This is a genomic window from Anaplasma phagocytophilum (assembly GCF_023476575.1).
GTDB classification, from domain to species: Bacteria; Pseudomonadota; Alphaproteobacteria; order Rickettsiales; family Anaplasmataceae; genus Anaplasma; species Anaplasma phagocytophilum_A.
The window spans coordinates 1-22,621 of sequence record NZ_JAHLEX010000008.1; the positions used below are offsets into that span (position 1 = coordinate 1).

20 protein-coding genes, 1 tRNA gene, 1 other RNA gene and 2 pseudogenes are annotated in these 22,621 nt (G+C 41.8%); 12 read left to right on the top strand and 12 right to left on the bottom strand.

Features of this window, described 5'->3' with window-relative positions; all coding sequences use genetic code 11:
• Window positions 1-271 precede the first annotated feature (271 nt).
• The 8 genes and pseudogenes from KPX09_RS00805 to KPX09_RS00840 all read right to left on the bottom strand — a co-directional run.
• A pseudogene (locus KPX09_RS00805) lies at window positions 272-853 on the bottom strand (P44/Msp2 family outer membrane protein); the annotation flags it as partial.
• A 449-nt stretch (window positions 854-1,302) separates the two neighbouring features.
• On the bottom strand, window positions 1,303-1,743 hold the full coding sequence (gene tsaE, locus KPX09_RS00810; RefSeq protein ID WP_249548523.1) for a tRNA (adenosine(37)-N6)-threonylcarbamoyltransferase complex ATPase subunit type 1 TsaE: 441 nt from the start codon (window positions 1,741-1,743) through the stop codon (window positions 1,303-1,305).
• Window positions 1,744-1,762: 19 nt separating this feature from the next.
• Entirely contained in the window at window positions 1,763-2,464 is a 702-nt protein-coding gene (locus KPX09_RS00815; RefSeq protein WP_249548524.1) for a Bax inhibitor-1 family protein, read from the bottom strand.
• A 255-nt stretch (window positions 2,465-2,719) separates the two neighbouring features.
• A complete protein-coding gene (locus tag KPX09_RS00820) occupies window positions 2,720-3,733 on the bottom strand; it encodes an aspartate-semialdehyde dehydrogenase (protein WP_275973559.1) in 1,014 nt (337 codons plus the stop codon).
• A gap of 2 nt (window positions 3,734-3,735) precedes the next feature.
• On the bottom strand, window positions 3,736-4,044 hold the full coding sequence (locus tag KPX09_RS00825; protein ID WP_011451357.1) for a YbaB/EbfC family nucleoid-associated protein: 309 nt from the start codon (window positions 4,042-4,044) through the stop codon (window positions 3,736-3,738).
• Window positions 4,045-4,055: 11 nt separating this feature from the next.
• Window positions 4,056-5,411 (bottom strand): DNA polymerase III subunit gamma/tau, encoded by a 1,356-nt coding sequence (gene dnaX, locus KPX09_RS00830; RefSeq protein WP_249548526.1) that lies wholly within the window; start codon window positions 5,409-5,411, stop codon window positions 4,056-4,058.
• A gap of 19 nt (window positions 5,412-5,430) precedes the next feature.
• An RNA gene (ffs, locus tag KPX09_RS00835) (signal recognition particle sRNA small type) lies at window positions 5,431-5,529 on the bottom strand.
• Between the two features lie 53 nt (window positions 5,530-5,582).
• Complete coding sequence (locus KPX09_RS00840) at window positions 5,583-6,590, bottom strand: type I glyceraldehyde-3-phosphate dehydrogenase (protein WP_249548540.1); 1,008 nt, start codon at window positions 6,588-6,590, stop codon at window positions 5,583-5,585.
• Window positions 6,591-6,775: 185 nt separating this feature from the next.
• Between KPX09_RS00840 and KPX09_RS00845 the strand changes: the two are divergent.
• Window positions 6,776-7,354, top strand: a pseudogene (locus tag KPX09_RS00845) (P44/Msp2 family outer membrane protein); the annotation flags it as partial.
• A 529-nt stretch (window positions 7,355-7,883) separates the two neighbouring features.
• Here the strand turns inward: KPX09_RS00845 and KPX09_RS00850 are convergent.
• Window positions 7,884-8,873 (bottom strand): polyprenyl synthetase family protein, encoded by a 990-nt coding sequence (locus KPX09_RS00850; RefSeq protein ID WP_249548527.1) that lies wholly within the window; start codon window positions 8,871-8,873, stop codon window positions 7,884-7,886.
• 134 nt (window positions 8,874-9,007) lie between these two features.
• Window positions 9,008-10,426 carry a type I glutamate--ammonia ligase gene (gene glnA, locus KPX09_RS00855; RefSeq protein ID WP_249548528.1) on the bottom strand — a complete coding sequence of 473 codons (1,419 nt, stop codon included), beginning with the start codon at window positions 10,424-10,426 and terminating at the stop codon, window positions 9,008-9,010.
• Window positions 10,427-10,607: 181 nt separating this feature from the next.
• On the opposite strand from glnA, the gene KPX09_RS00860 reads away from it, so the two are divergent.
• The 7 genes from KPX09_RS00860 to rplS all read left to right on the top strand — a co-directional run bounded on the left by KPX09_RS00860 (window position 10,608) and on the right by rplS (window position 16,499).
• A tRNA-Lys gene (locus KPX09_RS00860) sits at window positions 10,608-10,679 on the top strand.
• A gap of 39 nt (window positions 10,680-10,718) precedes the next feature.
• A complete protein-coding gene (tyrS, locus tag KPX09_RS00865) occupies window positions 10,719-11,957 on the top strand; it encodes a tyrosine--tRNA ligase (protein ID WP_249548529.1) in 1,239 nt (412 codons plus the stop codon).
• A 309-nt stretch (window positions 11,958-12,266) separates the two neighbouring features.
• Window positions 12,267-13,511, top strand: a complete 1,245-nt coding sequence (gene hemA, locus KPX09_RS00870) for a 5-aminolevulinate synthase (RefSeq protein ID WP_249548530.1) — start codon at window positions 12,267-12,269, stop codon at window positions 13,509-13,511.
• A 153-nt stretch (window positions 13,512-13,664) separates the two neighbouring features.
• A complete protein-coding gene (locus tag KPX09_RS00875) occupies window positions 13,665-14,753 on the top strand; it encodes a P44/Msp2 family outer membrane protein (RefSeq protein ID WP_249548531.1) in 1,089 nt (362 codons plus the stop codon).
• A gap of 145 nt (window positions 14,754-14,898) precedes the next feature.
• On the top strand, window positions 14,899-15,414 hold the full coding sequence (rimM, locus tag KPX09_RS00880; protein WP_249548532.1) for a ribosome maturation factor RimM: 516 nt from the start codon (window positions 14,899-14,901) through the stop codon (window positions 15,412-15,414).
• A complete protein-coding gene (trmD, locus tag KPX09_RS00885; protein WP_249548533.1) occupies window positions 15,411-16,109 on the top strand; it encodes a tRNA (guanosine(37)-N1)-methyltransferase TrmD in 699 nt (232 codons plus the stop codon). The genes rimM and trmD overlap by 4 nt, the downstream gene beginning before the upstream one ends.
• A gap of 3 nt (window positions 16,110-16,112) precedes the next feature.
• Window positions 16,113-16,499 (top strand): 50S ribosomal protein L19, encoded by a 387-nt coding sequence (rplS, locus tag KPX09_RS00890; protein WP_249548534.1) that lies wholly within the window; start codon window positions 16,113-16,115, stop codon window positions 16,497-16,499.
• Window positions 16,500-16,516: 17 nt separating this feature from the next.
• Here the strand turns inward: rplS and KPX09_RS00895 are convergent, their stop codons facing one another.
• Window positions 16,517-17,032, bottom strand: a complete 516-nt coding sequence (locus tag KPX09_RS00895; protein ID WP_249548535.1) for a CinA family protein — start codon at window positions 17,030-17,032, stop codon at window positions 16,517-16,519.
• Between the two features lie 64 nt (window positions 17,033-17,096).
• On the opposite strand from KPX09_RS00895, the gene thrS reads away from it, so the two are divergent.
• Both thrS and infC read left to right on the top strand, forming a co-directional pair.
• Window positions 17,097-19,019 (top strand): threonine--tRNA ligase, encoded by a 1,923-nt coding sequence (gene thrS, locus KPX09_RS00900; protein ID WP_346017215.1) that lies wholly within the window; start codon window positions 17,097-17,099, stop codon window positions 19,017-19,019.
• A 22-nt stretch (window positions 19,020-19,041) separates the two neighbouring features.
• Window positions 19,042-19,560, top strand: coding sequence for a translation initiation factor IF-3 (gene infC, locus KPX09_RS00905; RefSeq protein WP_249548537.1), 519 nt, complete (start codon window positions 19,042-19,044; stop codon window positions 19,558-19,560).
• Window positions 19,561-19,605: 45 nt separating this feature from the next.
• Here the strand turns inward: infC and ftsY are convergent, their stop codons facing one another.
• Window positions 19,606-20,523: a signal recognition particle-docking protein FtsY gene (ftsY, locus tag KPX09_RS00910; RefSeq protein ID WP_249548538.1), complete on the bottom strand. Its 918-nt coding sequence runs from the start codon at window positions 20,521-20,523 to the stop codon at window positions 19,606-19,608.
• 73 nt (window positions 20,524-20,596) lie between these two features.
• Here ftsY and bioD point away from each other — a divergent pair, with 73 nt between their 5' ends.
• Together bioD and KPX09_RS00920 are read left to right on the top strand one after the other, a co-directional pair.
• Window positions 20,597-21,274: a dethiobiotin synthase gene (bioD, locus tag KPX09_RS00915; RefSeq protein ID WP_346017216.1), complete on the top strand. Its 678-nt coding sequence runs from the start codon at window positions 20,597-20,599 to the stop codon at window positions 21,272-21,274.
• A 620-nt stretch (window positions 21,275-21,894) separates the two neighbouring features.
• The coding region (locus KPX09_RS00920; RefSeq protein WP_249548541.1) for a P44/Msp2 family outer membrane protein at window positions 21,895-22,621 on the top strand (727 nt) is incomplete at its 3' end.

Genomic DNA, 22,621 nt, shown 5'->3' on the forward strand with positions numbered 1-22,621 from the left:
CCGGCGCTGCATCGTACGTTGTCGCGTTATTACCGTCGATCTGTGCATGAGTTCCACTACAAACCTTGGTATCGATGATAGGGTGAGAAATTTCAACAGCCTTAGCAAAGTGAACAATGTCCTTACCTTATTTATCTAATAATAAGGTCCTAGATATAAACTCGGTATCTGATAATAGAACTCAAGGCTACTGAATAACAAAGCTTGAGAATCCACTGAAATATGACCACTCTATTACTCACGCTCTATCCTGAAAACCTTATAACCTCCAATGCAGCATAGTCTGCGTAGAAGAAACGGCCCTAATCTCAACAACTTCACCCCCTTCAATAGTTTTAGCTAGTAACCCAGCCACTATTGTTTTTTCTTCGGGAGTGAGATTCTTTACTAGATCTTTAGCTACGGCTATGGCGTTCCCATTAGGGGTACCATCTTTGGCAGCTGAATTATATATCTTCCCCGTAGGCCAATTTTTACCATCTACTAACCCTACAGCACTCGCAAAAGTGCTCAAAAGGGCCTGTCCAGATCCAGCAGTACCCCCAAAACCGCTACATTGTGCCGTGTCTGTGTTATCACTGGGTACAGCTTTATACGTCGTAGAATTACTATCTGCCCCCTTCGCATGCTTTCCACTACAAACCTTGGTATCGATGATGGGATGAGAGATTTCAACAGCCTTAGCAAAGTGAACAATGTCCTTACCGTTTATTTTGGCAAGAGCAGCAGCAAGCTTGTCAGTCTGCCCAGTAACAACATCATAAGCTAACTCCTTAGCTAGTAGATATACTGTATCAGCTTCATCTTCCTTACTACCACTATCTCTAATTCCCTTAGTCTTCCCCTTTGAATAATAAGATTTATTACGGGGGCTTATGGTACCCCTAGCGATTCGTAGAAGATTAGGATACTTGTTGTCAATCCACACGTACAGTATTGAGGTTGCTATGAGATTCTATGCCCAACTCCCGCAGGGTGTACCCTACATCTCGTAAGACAATCATAACACCCGAAGCTAACTATGGAAAGGGTCGTAGTCACTCGTCTCATATTCTCATGAAGGTAGAAGAAACCGTCAGAACCTAAGACAATGCATTCCCTCTTTCGCCACTACCACCAGTTTATACATATAATGACGTGTCATTGTTTCTTCTTTCTAGCTCCCCGTCTTCTCAGCTTATAAACCCCACAGTTACCCCTACTTCTGCCCAGTCTCTTAGCCACAGAAATATTACAACTATACTAGCTCACCTTTTTATTTTTCGATTGTTCTACAGTACCCTGAGAAGGATTTAAATATAACTAGACTTTACCCCACTCAATCTCCACATCTCTAACCATCTCCCCAACATCCGAAGAGTGCGCAATGCGGACGTTTATATCAAATGGCACTACACCATCCAAAATATCAGGCCATTCCACTAAAACAAGATTGTTATCACAAAAATCAAAAAAGCCCACTTCCTGCACCTCCTTCAAAGTGGAAAGCCTATATAAATCCACGTGGTACAGAGAAAAAGAAGAAGGAGTACTATACTCATGAACCAAAGAAAAAGTAGGACTACCGAGGAAATATTCCCCCGAAAAGCAACTTATAACCTCCTTACTAAAAGCCGTCTTACCAACTCCAAGATTTCCCCTCAAAGCAACAACCATACCTCCTCGAAGACTTCCAGCAAACTCCCTAGCTACCCTTCTAAGAGATAACAGATCTAGACTTTCGTATCGGCAAGATAACATCATCGCCTACTATCGAAAACTCCTACCTGCGATCACCCATAAGATGAAGCATATGGACGAATATGTTGATATAAGAGAAGTACAAGCTAGTAGCACCTAGAATAGACATCTTTCCTACAGTATTACTATCACCATCATTAAAGCGGTAATACATATCCTTTATCTCTTGCGCATTTACTGCAGTGAGAGCTGTAAATACAAGAACAGCAACAACCGAAATAGCGAAATAAAGAGGACCACTCCTCATAAACAAGTTAACCACTGAGGCTATTATCAAACCCACAACACCCATAGTCAAAAATGTGCTAAACTTAGATAAATCTCTCTTAGTAGTATTACCATACCAGGCCATGGTTCCAAACATAGCAGAGGAAATGAAGAAAACCCTAGCAATACTATGAGACGTGTACACCATAAAAACGTACGACAACGACAAACCCATCATTGCTGAGAACCCCAGAAACACCATCATCATTGTCTGATAGCTCATCTTATGAACCCTCGCAGACATAACAAAAACAGTAATAACAGGAGCTAATGAAACTACCCAATGCAAAGGAGTTCCGTATATCGCAGCCATCAATCCCCCGGAAAGCGAGGCTATAAACGCAACAGCCCCAGTAATCCCCAAAGCCAATGCCATATAGTTATAAACGCGCACCAGGTAACTTCTCAGCCCCACGCAATAATAGGCACTCTCATACCTAACGTTATAACTATCCATAAAGTCCCCTACCTAAGTGACAATAACTCGGAAGTCTAACATACTCACACTTTGCACGCAATGAAAATAGGAACGATCCACTCCCACCCCCATTCAAAGCATTAACTATTACTCAACTAATATAGCTAAAGCAACATACCAAAAGCTTGAAAATGACTATAGAATACCGCAACCACAAGGAGACAAGGATAATCAGCACTCCAATAGAACCTTCCCCTTCTCAGCTCAGATAAATAAAGACAATTAACAATTCCCCTAAGGCAAATACTCTCCAATTAAAACCATGGCAATTTGCACCAAAGCACGCCCAGTACGACTCATATTATCAGCAACTAACCACATACTAAAGCCATAAGGAACCGTGTCATCCACTCTAAACCTAGAAACGTAAACCTCACCATCATTAACACACTCTATAGGAGTGGTATAGCTCATTTCACTATCTTTCTCTATCACCAAAATATCCGGCTCCTGACCCCAGGCTTCCAATATCTCATCCTTAGATATATAGCCACTAAATTCAACGTTAATAACCGCAGAGTGCACCACAAAAACAGGAACAAATACGCAAGTGGCAGTCACCCCTATTCCACCACCCAAAACCTTTACAGTTTCATTAGAGATATTCCGTTCCTCTTGAGTAAAGTCACCATCAGTAAATTCTCCAACACATGGAATACAATTAAAAGATACCTGCCTAGGAAACTCACGCGGCTTAACCCTGCTATTCATGAAAATAGATTTAGTCTGATCATAAAGCTCATTCATTGCACTCCTGCACGCATGAGATACAGAATGATAAGTGGATACAACCACCCGCTCTACCTTCACCAACTTATGCAGAGGAAATAAAACTTCTATCAACTGAGATGCCATGCTACATGGTGTTGCTATGATATTTCCATCCTTATACATACCTATACAGTCACCGTTCACCCCAGGAACAATTAGCGGAACCCCTGTCTCCATGCGCGAAAAAGAAGAGCTGTCTATAACAACACACCCCTTATCAGCTACTTCTCTAACATACCTCTCAGATATCGCATCAGTAGCAGCGAATATAGCTATAGAAGCCTGAGAAAAGTCATACTCATCCAAATTTTCACATGTGAGATTAAATTTCTCTCCATAACTAACACTCTTCCCAACAGAATCGGAATAAGAAAGAGCAATAACATTACTATAAGAAAAACCCGTCTCACTCAGGGCATTCAAAACCACCCGCCCCAGCATAGTGGTAGCGCCGACTACAGCTATAATATGATCCATACCTAGAAATAAAAAGACATCAAAGAACTAATGAAGCCCTTGTTGTAGTCCATAGACTTTCTAAAAGCATCATCAAAAGCTGCCTTTATCAAGTCCTCAACCACAAAAGCTTTTTCCCCAAGAAGAGCCGGATCTACCTTTACTTCTTGTACTTTATACTCCACAAGATTTGACAAGAGTATCTTAACAGACACCCTTCCACCGAGAGACTGCCCCTCAAAAGACTTTGGCTCTTGATAAACCTTCAGCTCAGACAGCTTTTTCTTCAGAGCATCTTGCAAATCTGCAAATTTCTGATCATCAAAAGACATAAAGATACCCCTCAGACATCAAAACACTTAAAGCTCACAACAGAAGCACCATCGAAGTTTTTCACAACATCAACTACAGCCTCATCATCATCCGGATTGTACACCTTACCCCGGTCATTTACATCATTATTTTTTCTTTCCCCCGAAACACCGCCTATAGTCATAACAGAACTATTGGACGGAGAAGCACCATTCCACCCTGACACACCCGCAGCACCCAAAAGCTCTCCTCTTCCCGACCATCCGGAAGGAGGCATATCTCCATACTTCGAAGATATAGAATGAGCTATCTTTTGAGGAGAGGGTAAATCACTCAAGTAACATAACCTGACTATCAACATCTCACCAGCTTGTTCAGGACTTTCAGAATTCTTAATCTCCTGTATTCCATGGAGAACCAACTGCCACAATCTAGAAAGAAAAGGAGTCGAACCAGACTTTTCAGTAGTAAATAATTCCTCCCCTAAACCATGGTGCAAATCCTTATCAATGGAACACATGCAAAGTTCATAAACAACCCGCTGCATTCCCTCAAAAATTATTACCGGTGTGCTAGTATTACATAACTCTCTAAAGCCATATATAGCGCTCTTTACGTCACTACCTATAGTATCCCTTACAATCCCTTCAAGCGTCTTCTTATCAACACAACCAAGTAACTCTCTTACTTCCTGTAGAGAAATTTTGTTATTAGTATAAATGAGAGCCTGCTCTAGCAGAAAAAGAGAATTTCTAACAGAACCAGAAGAATTCTCAGCTATCAGCATCAGACTATTTTCATCATGAGCTATGTTCTCTTTAGCCGATATTTTTACAAGATGATCGTATAACTGCTTAACCGATAGCTTACTTAAATCCAATCTCAAGCATCGAGACGCTACGGTTACAGGAATCTTTCTAACTTCTGTTGTAGCCATAATAAATTTTGCATGCTGAGCCGGACTCTCTAAAGTCTTTAATAACGCATTAAATGCACTAGTAGAGAGCATATGTACTTCATCTATGATATAGACTTTAAACCTAGAGCTTACGGGAAGATAGTTAGAACTCTCTAGAATAACCCTAATATCATCTACACTAGTATTACTAGCAGCATCCATTTCCACAACATCTGGGTTATGAGAGTTTTTAATAGAAGTACAAGTAGCACACGTCCCACAGGGCGACGAAGTAGGACCATTTTCACAATTTAGACAAAGCGAAACTATTCTTGCACATGTAGTTTTACCAACGCCACTAGCCCCCACCATCAGTAAAGGAGTACTAAGATTTCCGACAGAAAAAGAATTTCTCAGTATCCGAACCAAGACATCCTGACCAACAAGATCATCAAAGTTGCTCGGTCTGTACTTCAGCGCCAAATTCACCAGTGCACCACCTTTAGCAGAACCCAGTGGACAGCGCAACCCGAATACTCAATGCTACGGCTGCTTTATTTCTAACCTGACCGACTTCACACGAAACCCGCTCGCACTGCCCACTACCTTTTAGCACAATTCGCTCACAAATTCCAACAATGTTTAAAGTCCATATGGACTTTATAAAAATTTCTGCGCTATTAAGGCGACATCCAGCATTCTATTAGCAAAAGCCCACTCGTTATCATACCAAGCAACCACGCGAGAGAAGTTGGCATCATTGACGTGAGTTTCGCAAAGATCAAAAATTGCACTATAGGTAGTGTGATTAAAATCCACTGACACTAACATCTCCTCAGTGGCTAAGAGCACATCTTTCCTAATATCAGCAGCTTTTGATAATGCATCATTTATGGAAGAGCGTGTCACTTTTACAGAAGGAACAAAAGTGAAATCAACCATAGATACATTAGGGGTAGGAACCCTTACCGCAGCAACGGAAATTGTGCCGTCTAAGTGAGGGAAAAGTAGAGACAATGCCTTAGATGCACCGGTAGAAGTGGGTATCATAGACAAACCACACGCTCTAGCTCTACGAAAATCCTTATGGCTCCCATCTACATGATTCTGGTCATTAGTGTATGCATGAACAGTAGTTATAAAACCACCATCTATTCCAAATTCACGATCAATAGCTCCCACAACATGAGCAGCACAGTTTGTAGTGCATGACCCTACAGAAATAACCTTATGATCGTTGGTAATACTGCCTTCATTTATACCGTATATCACTTGCAAATCAGCACCATCCACAGGAGCGGAAACTATAACCTTTTTTACAGTACCCCTAATATGTTTAGCAGACAGAGGCTTTTTATTAAACTTCCCCGTACATTCAAAAACGACATCCACCCCACATGAATCCCAAGGAATATTTTCAGGGTCTCTTTCGCAGAAAAACTTTATTTTCTTGCCATTAACAGAAAAAAAGTCTTCTCCTATCTTTTCTATCGCGTGCTCATACACGCCATGCACTGAATCATTCCTTAGCAAATGACGATGTAAATCTATGCTTGAAGACCCATTAACTGCAACCAACTCAATCTCTGAACTACTATTTACACTGCATAACAACCTAAATAAACAGCGACCTATCCTACCAAGGCCATTTATCCCCACTCTAATCATCACAAATTATTAACAATCAGATAACATTTTAGTCTGCCATTCACGCAAGGTTTATGCAACTAATTATGCGTCACACCACAGGGTAAATTTTGCAGTGACAAGCTTAATATCCGTTTTGCATTCTGGAGATTGGTGATTTTGAAATTTTGAAGATTGCCTATCCAGGATTCTATATATTAGATATTAACGGTAAGGACATTGTTCACTTTGCTAAGGCTGTTGAAATCTCTCATCCCATCATCGATGGCAAGGTTTGTAGTGGAACTCATGCTGCACTAGAGACTGGGAAGGGTAAAAAGTATACTGCGGACGTGAAGAGTAGTGATACAAACGGAGATAATACTGCGCAGTGCAGTGGTTTAGCTAACAGCGCGGCCGAAGCTACTCATAAGTTTCTGAGCAAGTTTGTAAGCCTCACGAAGATAGGGGAAGGTAGAAACTGGCCTACAGGTCAGGCAGCGGGTACGACCGCCAACGCTATCACGATGGGGGCACCTAATAGTAACGCCACAGCGGTAGCTAAAGACCTGGTCAAGGAACTCACCCCCGAAGAAAAAAACATAGTGGCTGGATTACTTGCTAAAACTATTGAAGGTGGTGAGGTTGTTGAGATTAGGGCGGTTTCTTCTACTTCAGTCATGGTTAATGCTTGTTATGATCTTCTTAGTGAAGGTTTAGGTGTTGTTCCTTATGCTTGTGTTGGTCTAGGTGGTAACTTCGTTGGCGTTGTTGATGGTCACATCACTCCTAAGCTTGCTTACAGGTCAATCACTAATGTTATTAGCACCAAACCCCATGTAGAGTACCAGCTTTACATATCACGCACGTCAATAGTTGCTTCTCACTTAGATGTTCGCCCAACATAAATCTAAAAACTCATAGATTGTTCAAACATCTTCTCCTAAAGTATGCGTCACTTTATAGGTGTTTCGTACATCTCAAAAGTGTTCGTGCATACATATTCGTAAGCTTATCTTGTGGCATTTGTTTAGAGAAAATGGTGAAATATACCTACCGTATAGAGAATGTGGCGTGATTATAAGAGCACGTAAATCAGGGTGCTTCCAATACAATAAACAATACTATCTTCCATAGCTACAAGCATGTTGCACTTAAACTCCATCTTGAGAATTGGTAGGGTTTCCATCAAAATGTGAGTTATATCCTCATACTCTACATTACATTATGTCATGAGTATCATGATAAAACACCTTAAAGGTATGCACGGGCTAATACGCAACACTACACACAATCACCAATTAACCGGAGAGCTCAATAGTCAGTAACAAGCCCTTAAAAGCGTCTGTTCACGGCGCTGTTAAGTAGGTTGAGCAGCTTTTGTTTGTACTCTGAATCAGGAAAATGATAGAGTTGCTTTTCTGCAATAGCTATGTACTCCTTGGCAAGTTCTACAGACTTTTCTATTGAATTGTGTGCTACGATATAAGAGAAAGCAAGATCCGGATCAGGGTGCTCTCTAGATAATGCACTACGTAATCCTATGCGATCTTTTTCCGATGCACTTTCATAAGCTATAATTAATGGAAGAGTTACCTTGCCACTCACGATATCATTGTACGTACGCTTCCCTAATTCATTTTGATTCGCTGTATAGTCCAAGATATCATCCAAAATTTGAAATACTATACCAAAATTAAATCCCCAATCCCTAAGAGCACTTCGCTGCAGCGTTCCCACATCGTGTAAAACAGCGGCAGATTCACACGCTGCCGAAAACAGGGCAGCAGTTTTGGAAGATATAATCTCTAAATACTTGGTACGCGAAATATCCAAACTAGAGCTATGTACCAGTTGTTGCATTTCTCCAGAGACTATAATACTCGCAGTGTTCGAGAGCACAGATAGCAACTGCATGCTATTACACGAGACTACCCACTGAAAAGCAGTTGCGAAAAGGAAATCCCCCACCAAGATGCTTGCCTTGTTTCCCCAGATCCTGTTCGCAGTTTCCACTCCGCGACGCATGTCACTCTTATCCACCACATCGTCGTGCAGCAAAGTAGCGCTATGCAAAAACTCTATAGCGGCAGCAACCACTATTCTTCTTTCATCGCCACAACCCAACATACCGCAAACAGCCAAAAGTATGACCGGCCTAGTCCTCTTTCCACCAGACAATATGAGATGTTGTATTATGTCAGCAATAAGCTGAACTTCACTATGCCGCTGTTTTGCAATAAGACTCTCCATCCCCTGCAATTCAGAAGCAACAAGAAGCTTCAAATCATCTAACGCACTGGAAAAAGTATTAGGCACCTCCATCCTCTCCACTTACTCGCGTGCGCTGCCCAACGAAAGGTAATCAAGCGCGACAAACCTGCACCCAAACGAAACCACTAACAAGCACCTAAAGGCTAAGCACTTAGCGCTGTCTCAACACCCGATAGACCACACCGCTATAATGCGTAATAGTTCGAGAACTCTACTGGATGCGGATGAATACGCAACTCATGAGCTTCCTGCCCTTTTAGCTTTATGTAAGCATCTATTTGATCATTCGTGAAAACACCACCTTCTATGAGGAAATCTCTATCCTTATCTAGAGCTCCCAAAGCCTCTTCCAGCGAAAAACAGACTGAGGACAAACCCTGAACTTCATCCTCACTCATGTCATATAGTGACCTACCTTGCACTTCTGGCGGCATAATCTTGTTCTTTATACCATCCAACCCAGCCATCAGCTGCGATGCAAAACACAGGTATGGATTTGCTAACGGATCGGGAAATCTCACTTCTATACGACGCGCCGTAGCACTATTACTTGGCACGAAAGGCACGCGCACCGCCGCGGAACGATTTCCGTGAGAATATGCAAGCCATGTCGGAGCCTCAAAATTTGGCACAAGACGCTTGTAACTGTTGGTAGATGGGTTGGCAAAGGCATTTAGTGCCTTCCCATGTGCAAGTATGCCACCAATATAGTAAAGACACGCATCTGAAAGCCCTGCAGTGCCCTTATCACCAGCAAATACGTTGCTACCATCCTTCCACAGCGACTGATGACAGTGCATACCACTACCACTATCGCCCACTACCGGCTTAGGCATAAAAGTGACACTTTTCCCGTATGAGCCCACCACATTTCTAAGCACATATTTACACTTCTGCACACTATCAGCAGCGGCAACTAACTCGTCATGATGGAATCCAACTTCGCACTGAGACGAAGCAACTTCATGGTGATGCAGCAACGGCTTAACGCCCACTTCACCCAGCATCGAGAGCGCCTCAGAACGCATATCGTGAGAAGAGTCCATCGGCGAAGAACACAGATACCCCCCTCTTTCCTTTAAACCATAACCATGACTCGAATCAAACCTCCTTGATGCTCCCGACGGGCACTCCACCGATGTTAATTTGAAAAACGAATTATGTGACTCCGTAGAAAAGCGCACACGATCAAAAACAAAAAATTCAACCTCTGGTCCGAAAAAGCACTTATCCGCAACAGATGTTGATGCCAGATAGTGATGAGCTTTACGTGCTGTATACCTAGGATCACGCGAATAGTCAGTGCGGTCACTAGGACAAACAACATTACAGATTACAGACAACGTTGCCTGCGCCGAGAAAGGATCTGCAAACGCAGTGCTTATGTCAGGCACCAAAAGCATATCAGAAGCCTCAATGGGCTGCCATCCTGGCACTGAAGAACTGTCAAAAGCAACACCAGATGTAAAAACCCCTGGATCTAAAAAATTGGTGCTATGAGTGATGTGATACCACCTCCCTAGCAAATCAGTGAACCGCCAATCTATAAACTTGATTCCGTGCTTTTCTACGTAGTCCAGCAAGTCTTTTGTGAATAGGAACATAACCCAAGGTCCCGAAGATATTGGTAAACAAAAGTCCTTAGAGCTTAACAAATTTCTAATGACGTGGCAACATTGGTAAAGAGTCACTTGATAGCAATATTTTTTTCGGTAATTGTGTAGCATAAGGTTTTTGACTTTGTGTTGCAAAGACGTTACTATGCGGGCATGTTTTCGTTGACGGGGTCCTGTAGCTCAGTGGTAGAGCAGGTGGCTTTTAATCACCGTGTCGCGCGTTCGATTCGCGCTGGGACCACTCTACGTGGTTATTATGCTTGTGATGGCTTCTTAACACATGGGATTTAATTCTGAATTTCTAGCTACTCTCGATGCGCGGGGTTATCTTCACCAACTAACTGATGCTGCAGCTTTAGACAGTATAATGGGATCTAGGTCAGTGACAGCATATATTGGCTTTGATTGTACAGCTAGCAGCCTGCATATTGGAAGCCTGATGCAGATTATGCTTCTCAGGTATCTCCAAAAATTTGGGCATAAGCCCATTGTGCTTTTAGGAGGTGCCACCACTAAGGTAGGTGATCCTTCGGGTAAGGAGAAGACGAGAGCCATGCTCTCCGAGGATAATATATCTGCAAATAAAGAGGGCATGCTAAGAGTAATTAAAAAATTTCTGTTAGAGGACGTTATAGTTGTTGATAACTCTGAATGGCTTGATAATCGTGCTTATCTGGATTTTTTAAGGGAAGTTGGTAGTAAGTTCTCAGTAAACGTAATGCTGGGTCTTGAGAGCGTAAAGAGTCGCCTAAGCAGGGATCAGCAACTAAGTTTTTTGGAATTCAGCTACGTGCTGCTTCAGTCATACGATTTTGTGGAACTACACAAGAGATATGGTTGTACTTTACAGATAGGTGGGTCCGATCAATGGGGTAATATCGTTAGTGGTATTGATCTGGCAAGAAAGATGGGATGTCCACAGCTCTACGGAGTGACCACTCCATTGCTGCTTAATAGTTCTGGAGCTAAAATGGGGAAGACTGCCGATGGTGCCATCTGGTTAGATGAAACTTTGTATAGCCCCTATAATTATTGGCAGTATTTTCGTAATGTTCCCGATCAGGATGTGGGCCGATTGCTTAGATTGTTTACGGAATTGCCTCTTAGTGAAATAGCGAAGCTGGAAGCCTTGAGGGGAGAGGAACTGAATGAGGCAAAAAAGATATTGGCCACAGCGGTTACTAGTATATGCCATGGTGCTGCGACGGCCCTGCAAGTTGAGAATCAAGCACTAAAAGTTTTTGAACACAACGATCATGGTGAACTGCGTAGTATTGCCTTTAGTAGAAAGACTCTAGGCCAGGGCATCCCTATTTCCAAGTTGCTCCATATGTGGGGGCTTGAGGAGAGTGTTAGTGCTGGGCGAAGGCTCATCAGGGGAGGTGGATGTAAAATTAATGGTGATGTTGTCTTAGATGAAGAGAAGCTCTTGAATTGCGAACATTTTGACGATAACGGTGGATATGTTGCTGTATTTTGTGGTAAAAAACGTCGTCTTAAGGTAGTATTAGAAGACTAATAGCAGCATCGCATCAGTAGGGCTCTTTTTTGCGCATTCAGAACTGCTTTTAGACATGTATTTATGACCTGCAGTGTGGAGTATGGTGTAACTCAGCTGTTGTTTTGCAGGCTTTCGTGTCTGAACGCAGGTTTTGAGGTTGTGTTCAATACCATGAAAGTTAGTTATCAGTGGCTGAAGTGAGGAGCGCTGTGTCGAAACTGGATGATACGTTTGCATTACACGGGATTAGTTGCGGTATATTGCAGCGATTAGTAGTAAAGCGCAGCATGTAGTTGTATTATCATAATAAATGTCAAGTTAACTCCTATGATAGATTACGAGGAAGTGTTTCGTGAGAGAATCAATGGCATAAAAGAAGAAGGTAGATACCGGGAATTCACGGGGTTCCGTCGTGTTCCTGGTAGGTTTCCATATGCTATTGAGTGCCAAACAGAGAGGGTAGTTACACTATGGTGTAGTAATGATTATCTAGGAATGAGTCAGCACGAGAGTGTGTTATCTGCCGCTAGAAACCTCAATGTTAATGTAGGTGCTGGGGGAACTAGAAATATTTCCGGCACTACTGAGGAAGTTATTGAGCTCGAACGTTCTCTTGCAGATCTACACAACAAACCTGCAGCGTTGGCTTTTGTGTGTGGTTACGTTGCGAACCAGACAAGTATAAGCACTATTTTGGCCACAATTCCGGATGTTGTGGTTTTTTCAGATGAGAAAAATCACTCTTCCATGATTGAGGGGATACGTGCTGGTAACAGAGTAAAACACATATTCAGACATAATGATGTAGAGCATTTGGAAAGTTTGCTAAAGGCCGCAGGATCTAGTCCTAAGATTATACTCTTTGAGTCCGTATACTCTATGGATGGGGATATAGCTCCTATCAAGGAAATATGTGATTTGGCAAGCAAGTACAATGCTATAACATATCTCGATGAGGTGCACGCTGTAGGATTATATGGTGCTCGTGGAGGAGGCATATCGGAGATGGAAGGCCTCACGGATAGGATTTCCGTTATACAGGGCACCTTATCCAAGGCTTTTGGTGTTATGGGAGGTTATGTTGCTGCATCAAAGAGCCTGGTAGACGTTATCAGAAGTTTTGCTCCTGGATTCATATTTACAACGGCGATATCACCGTTGATAGCCGCATCGGCCCGTGCAAGTGTTGAGCATTTAAAAAACAGTAATGTAGAAAGAGAGAAGCATAGGGAAGTGATAGCAAAAGTGAAGAGTGCTTTGCTTCAGGCTGGTATTGAGTTTCTGATGACTGACACTCATATAATTCCTGTTATCATAGGGGACGCAACAATATGCAAGCAAGTTTCACAAGCTCTGTTGCGTGACCATGGAATATATATTCAATCCATTAATTACCCTACTGTGCCGTTGGGGACTGAGAGGCTCAGAATCACGCCGACCCCGTACCATGCAGATGAAATGATAGATCACTTAGTCAAAGGACTACGGGAGGTGTTTTCTAGGTTTTCGGTACCTGCAGGAAGGAGTTATGCGTATTTTGAGGCATTAGGTAAGTCGAAAGAAAGCCGTTAATCATATAGTATAGGAAAAGGGGCATTCAGATGCGTGGTTAGGCTGTTACACTAACAAATAAAAGTCACGGTGGTATCAGCCAGCATATTTAAATCTGAAGGTAGGAGAGAGTTTAAAGCTATAGTCTCATAGTGTGACAGTCGCGTAGCCAGTATGGCAAAAAAACTTACTATATGTGTCAACCAAATCCAAGCACTACAGTTACTATTTAAGGTAGGAATACTGGAATACAGAGCAGAGTTTAGCAAGATAAGAGATTTTAGTATAAGGGAGAGTAACGGAGAGACTAGGGCAGTGTATCCATACTTAAAGGATGGTAAGAGTGTCAAACTTGAGTCTAACAAGTTTGACTGGAATACACCCGATCCTCGGATTGGGTTTAAGGACAACATGCTTGTAGCTATGGAAGGTAGTGTTGGTTATGGTATTGGTGGCGCCAGGGTTGAGCTTGAGATTGGTTACGAGCGCTTCAAGACTAAGGGTATTAGAGATAGTGGTAGTAAGGAAGATGAAGCTGATACAGTATATCTACTAGCTAAGGAGTTAGCTTATGATGTTGTTACTGGGCAGACTGACAAGCTTGCTGCTGCTCTTGCCAAAATAAACGGTAAGGACATTGTTCACTTTGCTAAGGCTGTTGAAATCTCTCATCCCATCATCGATGGCAAGGTTTGTAGTGGAAGTCATGCTAAAGGGGGGGACACCGATGCGACGACGTATAAAGCTGTACCCAGTGCTACCACAGACACGGCACAATGTAGTGGTTTTAAAGACACACAGAAGAGACACCCGTTTAGTGAGTTTGCAAAGGTATTGGGGCTGAGTGAGGGTAAGAATTGGCCAACAGGGAGTTGGTATGACAGCGGCAGCTTGAAGTCAAATGAGCAAAACAGCAACGCCACAGCGGTAGCTAAAGACCTGGTCAAGGAACTCACCCCCGAAGAAAAAACCATAGTGGCTGGGATACTTGCTAAAACTATTGAAGGGGGTGAGGTTGTTGAGATTAGGGCCGTTTCTTCTACTTCAGTCATGGTCAATGCTTGTTATGATCTTCTTAGTGAAGGTTTAGGTGTTGTTCCTTATGCTTGTGTTGGTCTAGGTGGTAACTTCGTTGGCGTTGTTGATGGTCACATCACTCCTAAGCTTGCTTATAGGTTAAAGGCTGGCTTGAGTTATCAGCTTTTCTCTATTTTTATAACATCTGAGGAAAGTACCTTGATGAATCTAGAGGCATCAAAATAGTAGTAGTGCGACATTGTACACAGTACAAGTAGTCTTCAAAAGCTATTTTTAGAATACTTATTATAGCTTTCTTGTGTAAAAAATTGATAAGTTAAGTATACGGGAGTAGAATTACCTCCTAGTCACGAAAACTCTCTGAGATATTGTGAATATTGATGACACGTTTATTCTACTTGGTGTGATTTATGCTGCGCATGGAGTGCGTGGGTGTGTAAAGATCAAGACTTTTACTCATGATCCATCTGATATAGCTTCTTATGGCCCCCTTACGGATGGTTCTGAGTTATTGAAAGTGTTTGTGGTGTCAGTCATCAAAAATGGTTGCGTCATTGCCAAGATTAGCGGAATAGATGACCGATGTTCTGCTGAAGCGTTGAAAAATAAGAGGCTTTATATACCTTCTTCTTGCTTGCCGAAGCTGAAAAATGACGAATTCTATAAGGATGAACTAATAGGATTATCGGTGAAGCTACCGGATGATACGATATTTGGAATAGTAACTGAAGTGTTCAATTTTGGCTCAGGTGATATAGTAGAAATCTCTACGCCTCAAGGAAAGAAGACGATGTTTTCTTTTACTTCGAATATTTTCCCATCCATAGATATGAAAACACGAGAAATGACTATCGTGCCTCCAGAAATTGTTGGAGCATACAAATGATCTTCAACGTTCTAACAATCTTTCCGCAAATGTTTCCCGGCCCTCTTGGCGTATCTAATCTGGGTTCTGCTCTGAAAAAAGGGCTGTGGACATTGAACGTTTTTGATATTAGAGCCTTTGCGAATAATAAACATAATACTGTTGATGATACCCCTTATGGAGGGGGACCAGGTATGCTTCTAAGGGCTGATGTGTTGGGAAGATGTATAGATGAAGTTTTGTCTTTGCATCCAAATACTAAACTTATGTTTACTTCTCCTCGAGGTGTAAGTTTTACTCAAGATATCGCTAGACAAACTATGAATTTTGACAATATAACCTTACTCTGCGGGCGCTTTGAAGGTATTGATGAGAGAGTGGTAGATTTTTACAAATTGCAAGAAGTTAGCATAGGAGATTATGTTCTCTCTGGCGGAGAGTTAGCTGCGATGGTAATTATCGACACGTGTGTTAGAATGGTGCCAGGAGTTATAGGTAATGCAGAGAGCTTAAAGCAGGAAAGTATGGAGGGTAGTCTTGAATACCCCCAGTATACTAGGCCAGCTTCCTGGAAAGGAATGGAAGTTCCAGAGGTCCTTCTTACTGGGAATCATGGGGAAATAGAAAAGTGGAGACGAGATGCCTCTCTTGCGATTACTGCTTCAAGACGACCGGACTTGCTAAAAGATAGATATAGTAAAAATGACGTGGATTAGAAAATGAGTGGGTTACTTGAAAAGTTTAACAATAAACAAATAGAGCAGTTACGCCTTGCTACGAACCTAGATGTACCTGAGTTTCGTCCAGGAGACACTGTAAAGGTCAACATTAACGTTTTCGACGGTGTTGGCTGGAGGATTCAGACATTTGAGGGAGTGTGCATAAAGAAGAGGAATAGAGGGTTACATTCTTCTTTTACACTGCGTAAGATTAGTCACAATGAAAGTATACAACTGCAAGTGTTTACACATTCTCCAAACTTGAAAAGTGTAGAGCTCGTTCGTACTGGTAAAGTCCGTAGAGCTAAGTTGTACTACTTGCTAGAATTGTTTGGTAAAGCTGCTAGGATTAAAGAGAGAACCGCAACACGCAAGAAGACTGCTTAATTTGGTTTGTGGTGTAGTTATTCCTTGGAGGTTTCTCGTAGTATTATCTCGAGGGCTTTTTCTGCAGTTTTATGTTGGATTTCGTGCCGTGTTAGGTTGCCGAATTGAAATGAGAAGATTGCTGTTTTGTCGTCTCTCCTTGCATATCCTATAAACACGGTACCTACTCCTTCTTCATTTGTTGTGTCTTGTATGTGTTTTGCATGTCCTGCTATCCCTGTTATTGAGATGGCCACATCTGCTCTTTTTCTTGCTTTCATTATTCCTTCTGCCATGAGTACAGCTACTTCTTTGCTGACAGCTCCATAGTTTTTTATATATTCTTCTGGAATACCTAGGAAATCAGTTTTTGCTGAGTTTGAATATGTAACTAAAGAACATTCTAATACTCTAGAAGCACCGGGAACTGTAGAAAACAAATAGGAAAGGAAGCCTCCTGTGCATGATTCAGCAAATGCTATGTGTTTTTCTCTATTATGGAGCAACATGACGCAGGTTTCTGCTTTTTTTATGAGTTCAACACTAATATTCATATAAAACGTGCCCATACATAGAAATGTACTATTATACTAGTGTTTCCTTTGAAAGATGCCAAAGATGATAAATATTACCACTTCTTATTATGGGAATGATAGATCATGTAGCTTCTCTGAACCTATAACTGCGTCAGTGGTGGTTTCAACCATGTTTTCAGACATTGCAGAATCTGTAATAGCAATTTACATAGATGGAGAAGTATGTGATCTTGCAAGCATAATAACTGCCAGTGCCGTAATTGATCCTGTGCTGATCGACTGTGAAGAAGGAATAAATATCTTACGCAAGAGTACTGCGTTTATAACCGCCATGGCACTAAGCTCAGTTGTTCCGAACATGAAGTTGGCTGCATGTGCTGAGACGGCAGACGGGTTCTATTTGGATTTCGATTCTGAGACTAAATTATCAGAAAAAAGCTTCGAAGACATTGAGAAAAAAATAGAAGAGATTGTACGCAAGGACGAAAAGTTTGTTAGGGATACTTGGTCAAAGAAGGAAGCTACTACTTTTTTTGAAAATAACTCTGAGACTTATCAACTTGAAATTCTGGAGCGGAGTACGCAAGAGACTGTTGTTGTTTATCGTTGTGGTAGCCATATTTTCCGGGATCATGGCCCTTTAGTTCCATCAACTAAATATATAGGAGCTTTAAAGCTTACAAAGTTGTCAGGTGTATACTGGCTAGGAGATAGTAAAAATAAAATGCTGCAGCGCATATCTGGGGCTGTTCGGGAAAACAAGGAAGCACTTGATGCATATTTTAAACTTTTAGAAGAAGCAGAAAAAAGAGATCATCGCAGAATAGCGAAGGATTTGGAGTGGTTTCACATACAGAACGAAGCACTTGGGCAAGTATTTTGGCATGATAAGGGATGGACGTTGTACCGTACCATAGAGGAATATTTAAGGAAAAAGCTTCGAGAGAATGGATATACAGAAATAAAGACACCCATAATGTTGGATCGCAAGCTCTGGGAAAAGTCAGGACATTGGGAGAAATTCCGTGAAAACATGTTTATAGTCAGTGATCAAAACTCACAAGAGTTGGCTATAAAGCCTATGAACTGTCCTTGCCACGTTCAGATATTTAAATCAAAAACAAGGAGCTATAAAGATCTGCCTATACGTATGGCTGAATTTGGAATGTGCCATAGAAACGAGCCTTCTGGTTCTTTATATGGACTGATGAGAGTTAGGGGATTTACTCAAGATGATGCACATATTTTCTGCACACATGATCAAATACGTGACGAGGTGAGAAAATTTTACAAACTTTTAGTAGAGGTATACAACGACTTTGGTTTCAAGAACATAGATGTAAAGCTATCTGACCGTCCTGAGGAGAGAATAGGAAGTGATGAGATGTGGGATATGGCAGAGCGTTCTCTCATGGATTCCATGGATGATGAAGGTGTTAAGTACACTATAAATAAGGGCGATGGTGCATTTTATGGTCCAAAATTGGAGTTTACCTTAAAAGACGCTCTTGGAAGAAATTGGCAGTGTGGAACCATACAGTTAGACTTTGTACTACCAAGTCGTTTAGGTGCATACTATGTTGGTTCTGATGGAAATAAGCACCATCCTGTCATGGTCCATAGAGCGATACTAGGAACCCTGGAACGTTTTATAGGAATTTTGATAGAAAGTTATGCTGGTAATCTTCCGGCTTGGTTGGCACCAGTACAATTGGAAATTTTAACAGTGAATAGTGACGCCTTGGAATACGCAACTACTCTTACAAACAAGGTGAAGGAGTTAAACATTCGTGTAGAATTGAATAGTGGAGAGGAAAGTATCGGTCAAAAAATACGTAAAGCCATTTTTAACAAAATTCCTGTAGTATGGGTGGTTGGATCGGCGGAAACGGCTGACTGTACGGTATCTGTACGTCATTACGGTACGAGCAATGCGTGTAGCATGGAGGCTGATAAAGCGTTGAAAACGTTGGTGACTTATGTTAGCATCCGTCAGGTGCTTTAGTGTTTAGGTAAGTGGGTTAAAAGTGGATAAGAAAGGTCCTAGAATAAACGATGCTATCACTACGAAGAAGGTTCGTCTCGTTGACGAGAGTGGAACTATGGTTGGGGTAGTAGACATAGAAGAGGCTTTGGCTGTTGCAGCTCGTGCTGGTATGGACTTGGTTGAAGTTGTCAGTGAGGGCGAGTATCCAGTTTGCAAGGTATACAACTACAGTAAGCAAAAGTACAACAAGAAAAAACATGGTGTAACTAAAAAGCATAGGTCTTCCGCTGTCAAGGAACTTAAGTTCAGGATAAACATTGAGGACAATGACTATAACATCAAGTTGAACAATTTGAAGTCATTCATAGAGAAGGGAAATAAGGTCAAAGTTTCTTTAAGGTTTGTGGGTCGTGAGCTGCAGTATAAAGAAGTGGGTCTCGATATCTTAGATCGCCTCGTGAGTGACACAGAGGGGATTGCTAAGCCAGAATCTTCACCAAGAATGGATGGTAATGTCCTAAGTATGATGTTTGGTGCTAAAACTGGCGGTGGGTCATAATCGTAGTTCCTAGTAGTGGCTCGTTCTTTTTGTGTTTCATGCATTTCATTTTTCTAGTAAACTCTTTGCAAAATTAGAAGCAGAAAAATCGTCCAAATCTTCTATTCCCTCCCCAGTTCCTATGGCATGTAGCATTAAATTGTATTTCTGTGATACACGCAAAACTACACCACCTTTAGCTGTACCATCCAACTTTGTCAGAATGAGACCACCTACATCCACAAAACTGGAAAACATTTCTACCTGAGTGAAAGTGTTTTGCCCTATAGTGGCATCTAATACCAGTATAACATCATGGGGAGCTTTCTCATCATGCCGGCGAATAACACGACATATCTTCGCCAACTCTTCCATTAAGTTTTTATGATTATGCAACCTACCGGCCGTATCTATAATAACAACATCAAAATGCTCTTGTATAGCTCTTTCAACAGTTTTATAAGCCACACTTGCTGCATCAGCACCAATGGTACCCGTTACTATGGGGCAAGATATTCTTTCAGCCCATACGTTAAGTTGCTCTACGGCTGCAGCGCGGAAAGTGTCACACGCACCTATTATTACAGACATATTTTTCTTCATAAACTTATGCGCTAATTTCGCAACAGTAGTTGTTTTACCGCTGCCATTTACTCCGCACAGAAGAATAATATGAGGTGTATGAGTTATGGTAATCGGGACAGATCTTGGTTGTAAAAAATTCTCAATCTCAGAAGCAAGTTTTAGGCGTACTTCTTCCGCAACCGAACCAGTAAATTTCAGAGTGGAGATTTTTTGAGTAAAAAAATCAGCTACGTCAGGACCCATATCGGTAGAGATAAGTAGATCACGTAAGGCTTTTAAAGTGCTTTGATCAACATCGGCTTTTCCGCCAAATATGTTTCTAATTCCTTCACTCAACCTAGCAGAAGTTTTGGACAATCCCCTCTTCAGGCTTTGCCAGAAACTCTCATTTGACGACATGACGAGAACCTAAAAGTTTTCCATTTCAAGCAAGAATGCTAGACTACGACGGTGACATGAATAACAAACTAAAGTGTCAGCATATTTCATTACGTCCACAGGGACAGACGTCGGAAAAACCTTCGTGACCACAGCATTGTGCTGGCATTTTAGAAGAATTGGCCACAACGTGCAAGCTATAAAGCCTGTAATTACGGGATGGAACAGCGCTACAGAGGGTGAGTCCGATACGGTAAAAATCATCCAAAGTTTAGAATGCGCAGTATCGGAACAAAGCATATCAAGAGTTTCGCCGTGGAAGTTTGATGCACCTCGTGCACCTAATGTGGCTGCCAGTATGTCTGGCGCGCACTTAGATTACGAAGAGATTCTGAGATTTTGCCGCAAAAACTCTCAAAAACTTGACTGCTATACATTTATTGAGGGCGTTGGTGGAGTGATGTCACCGATTACCGAGAACAAAAGCTGCCTTGAGCTAATACATGATTTAGGAATAGACGTGGTACTTGTGGTCGGATCATATCTTGGGAGCATTAGTCATACACTGACTGCTATAAAAGTTTTGCAGGGTCTTCGAATACACGTCATCTTATCCGAGAAAGAGGAAGAGAACCCATACGCCTGTGATGTGGTAGAATACGTGAGTCAGTATTACAACTGCACAGTTTATATACAGGGACATGTACGCAGAAATTTACGCACTCCATGGGCGCATACTTCCCCAGAAATAGTACGTTTTCTTTTAAGGTAGAATGGGGTATAATGCTTAAATTTGCGCGCAGCGGATTATATCATTTGCCATGTGGTTTTGCAAAGCCATCATGGCACGCATAGGCTAGAGGTGCACATATAATACCGCAACCACAGAACATTAATTAGCGAACAATCATATCGATGATGGTGAGACTGTAAGACCAACAGCTGGACAACATAATAGCAAGATTGCAACATAGTAGAATGACATTAAGGGTCGTGATATTAGGAAAGAAACTGCCTAATTACAGGGTAATAGGCTCTTTTCTTATAGCAGCATATTATTACAGTGTTTCGTATAGTTATTTAGCAGTGAACTTCTAGCCCTGACAACCATAAGTATAGTTTAATCCGGTGAATAACAGCACTACCGGTTATATAACAAGATAAAGCATGAGATCTGAGTAAATAGGCGGAGCAGATCTATAGGACGTGTTGGTAGTGTCGAATACACTATAATCTAATACGAGTTTCTACCGCTTTTTCCATTATTAGCTTTTGATGTGAGGGTAGTTTTCTGAGATTTTGGTAATTACACCCTGCGGGAGTTGGGCATAGAATCTCATAGCGACCTCAATACTGTACGTGTGGATTGACAAGTATCCTAATCTTCTACGAATCGCTAGGGGTACCATAAGCCCTCGTAATAAATCTTATTATTCAAAGGGGAAGACTAAGGGTATTAGAGATAGTGGTAGTAAGGAAGATGAAGCTGATACAGTATATCTACTAGCTAAGGAGTTGGCTTATGATGTAGTTACTGGGCAGACTGACAAGCTTGCTGCTGCTCTTGCCAAAATAAACGGTAAGGACATTGTTCACTTTGCTAAGGCTGTTGAAATCTCTCACCCTAACATCGATGGCAAGGTTTGTAGGACGAAGAAGGGGAGAGAGGGGCAGAACAGCTACGGTATATATGCGGATACGACTAATGCTGACGCCACATCTACTAATAACAATACGTCGTTGTGCGGTGGACAAGGGTCGACTGCTTCGAGCGGTGCGAATAGTGCCAAAGCTTATGTCCTTAAAGATTTCATCGGAAAAACTCTAAAAGATGGCAGCCAGAATTGGCCGACATCGACTGCTAAGTCGGCCGTAACACAAACACCTGTCACTAACGACAACGCCACAGCCGTAGCAAAAGACCTAGTAAAGGAACTCACTCCTGAAGAAAAAACCATAGTGGCTGGATTACTAGCTAAAACTATTGAAGGGGGTGAAGTTGTTGAGATTAGGGCGGTTTCTTCTACTTCAGTCATGGTTAATGCTTGTTATGATCTTCTTAGTGAAGGTTTAGGTGTTGTTCCTTATGCTTGTGTTGGTCTAGGTGGTAACTTCGTTG

Bases quoted from the DNA above. Each gene is read 5' to 3' on its own strand.
- tsaE (WP_249548523.1), bottom strand. From the start codon at position 1,743: ATGATGTTATCTTGCCGATACGAAAGTCTAGATCTGTTATCTCTTAGA.
- KPX09_RS00815 (WP_249548524.1), bottom strand. From the start codon at position 2,464: ATGGATAGTTATAACGTTAGGTATGAGAGTGCCTATTATTGCGTGGGG.
- KPX09_RS00820 (WP_275973559.1), bottom strand. From the start codon at position 3,733: ATGGATCATATTATAGCTGTAGTCGGCGCTACCACTATGCTGGGGCGG.
- KPX09_RS00825 (WP_011451357.1), bottom strand. From the start codon at position 4,044: ATGTCTTTTGATGATCAGAAATTTGCAGATTTGCAAGATGCTCTGAAG.
- KPX09_RS00840 (WP_249548540.1), bottom strand. From the start codon at position 6,590: ATGATTAGAGTGGGGATAAATGGCCTTGGTAGGATAGGTCGCTGTTTA.
- KPX09_RS00850 (WP_249548527.1), bottom strand. From the start codon at position 8,873: ATGGAGGTGCCTAATACTTTTTCCAGTGCGTTAGATGATTTGAAGCTT.
- glnA (WP_249548528.1), bottom strand. From the start codon at position 10,426: ATGTTCCTATTCACAAAAGACTTGCTGGACTACGTAGAAAAGCACGGA.
- tyrS (WP_249548529.1), top strand. From the start codon at position 10,719: ATGGGATTTAATTCTGAATTTCTAGCTACTCTCGATGCGCGGGGTTAT.
- hemA (WP_249548530.1), top strand. From the start codon at position 12,267: ATGATAGATTACGAGGAAGTGTTTCGTGAGAGAATCAATGGCATAAAA.
- KPX09_RS00875 (WP_249548531.1), top strand. From the start codon at position 13,665: ATGGCAAAAAAACTTACTATATGTGTCAACCAAATCCAAGCACTACAG.
- trmD (WP_249548533.1), top strand. From the start codon at position 15,411: ATGATCTTCAACGTTCTAACAATCTTTCCGCAAATGTTTCCCGGCCCT.
- rplS (WP_249548534.1), top strand. From the start codon at position 16,113: ATGAGTGGGTTACTTGAAAAGTTTAACAATAAACAAATAGAGCAGTTA.
- KPX09_RS00895 (WP_249548535.1), bottom strand. From the start codon at position 17,032: ATGAATATTAGTGTTGAACTCATAAAAAAAGCAGAAACCTGCGTCATG.
- thrS (WP_346017215.1), top strand. From the start codon at position 17,097: ATGATAAATATTACCACTTCTTATTATGGGAATGATAGATCATGTAGC.
- ftsY (WP_249548538.1), bottom strand. From the start codon at position 20,523: ATGTCGTCAAATGAGAGTTTCTGGCAAAGCCTGAAGAGGGGATTGTCC.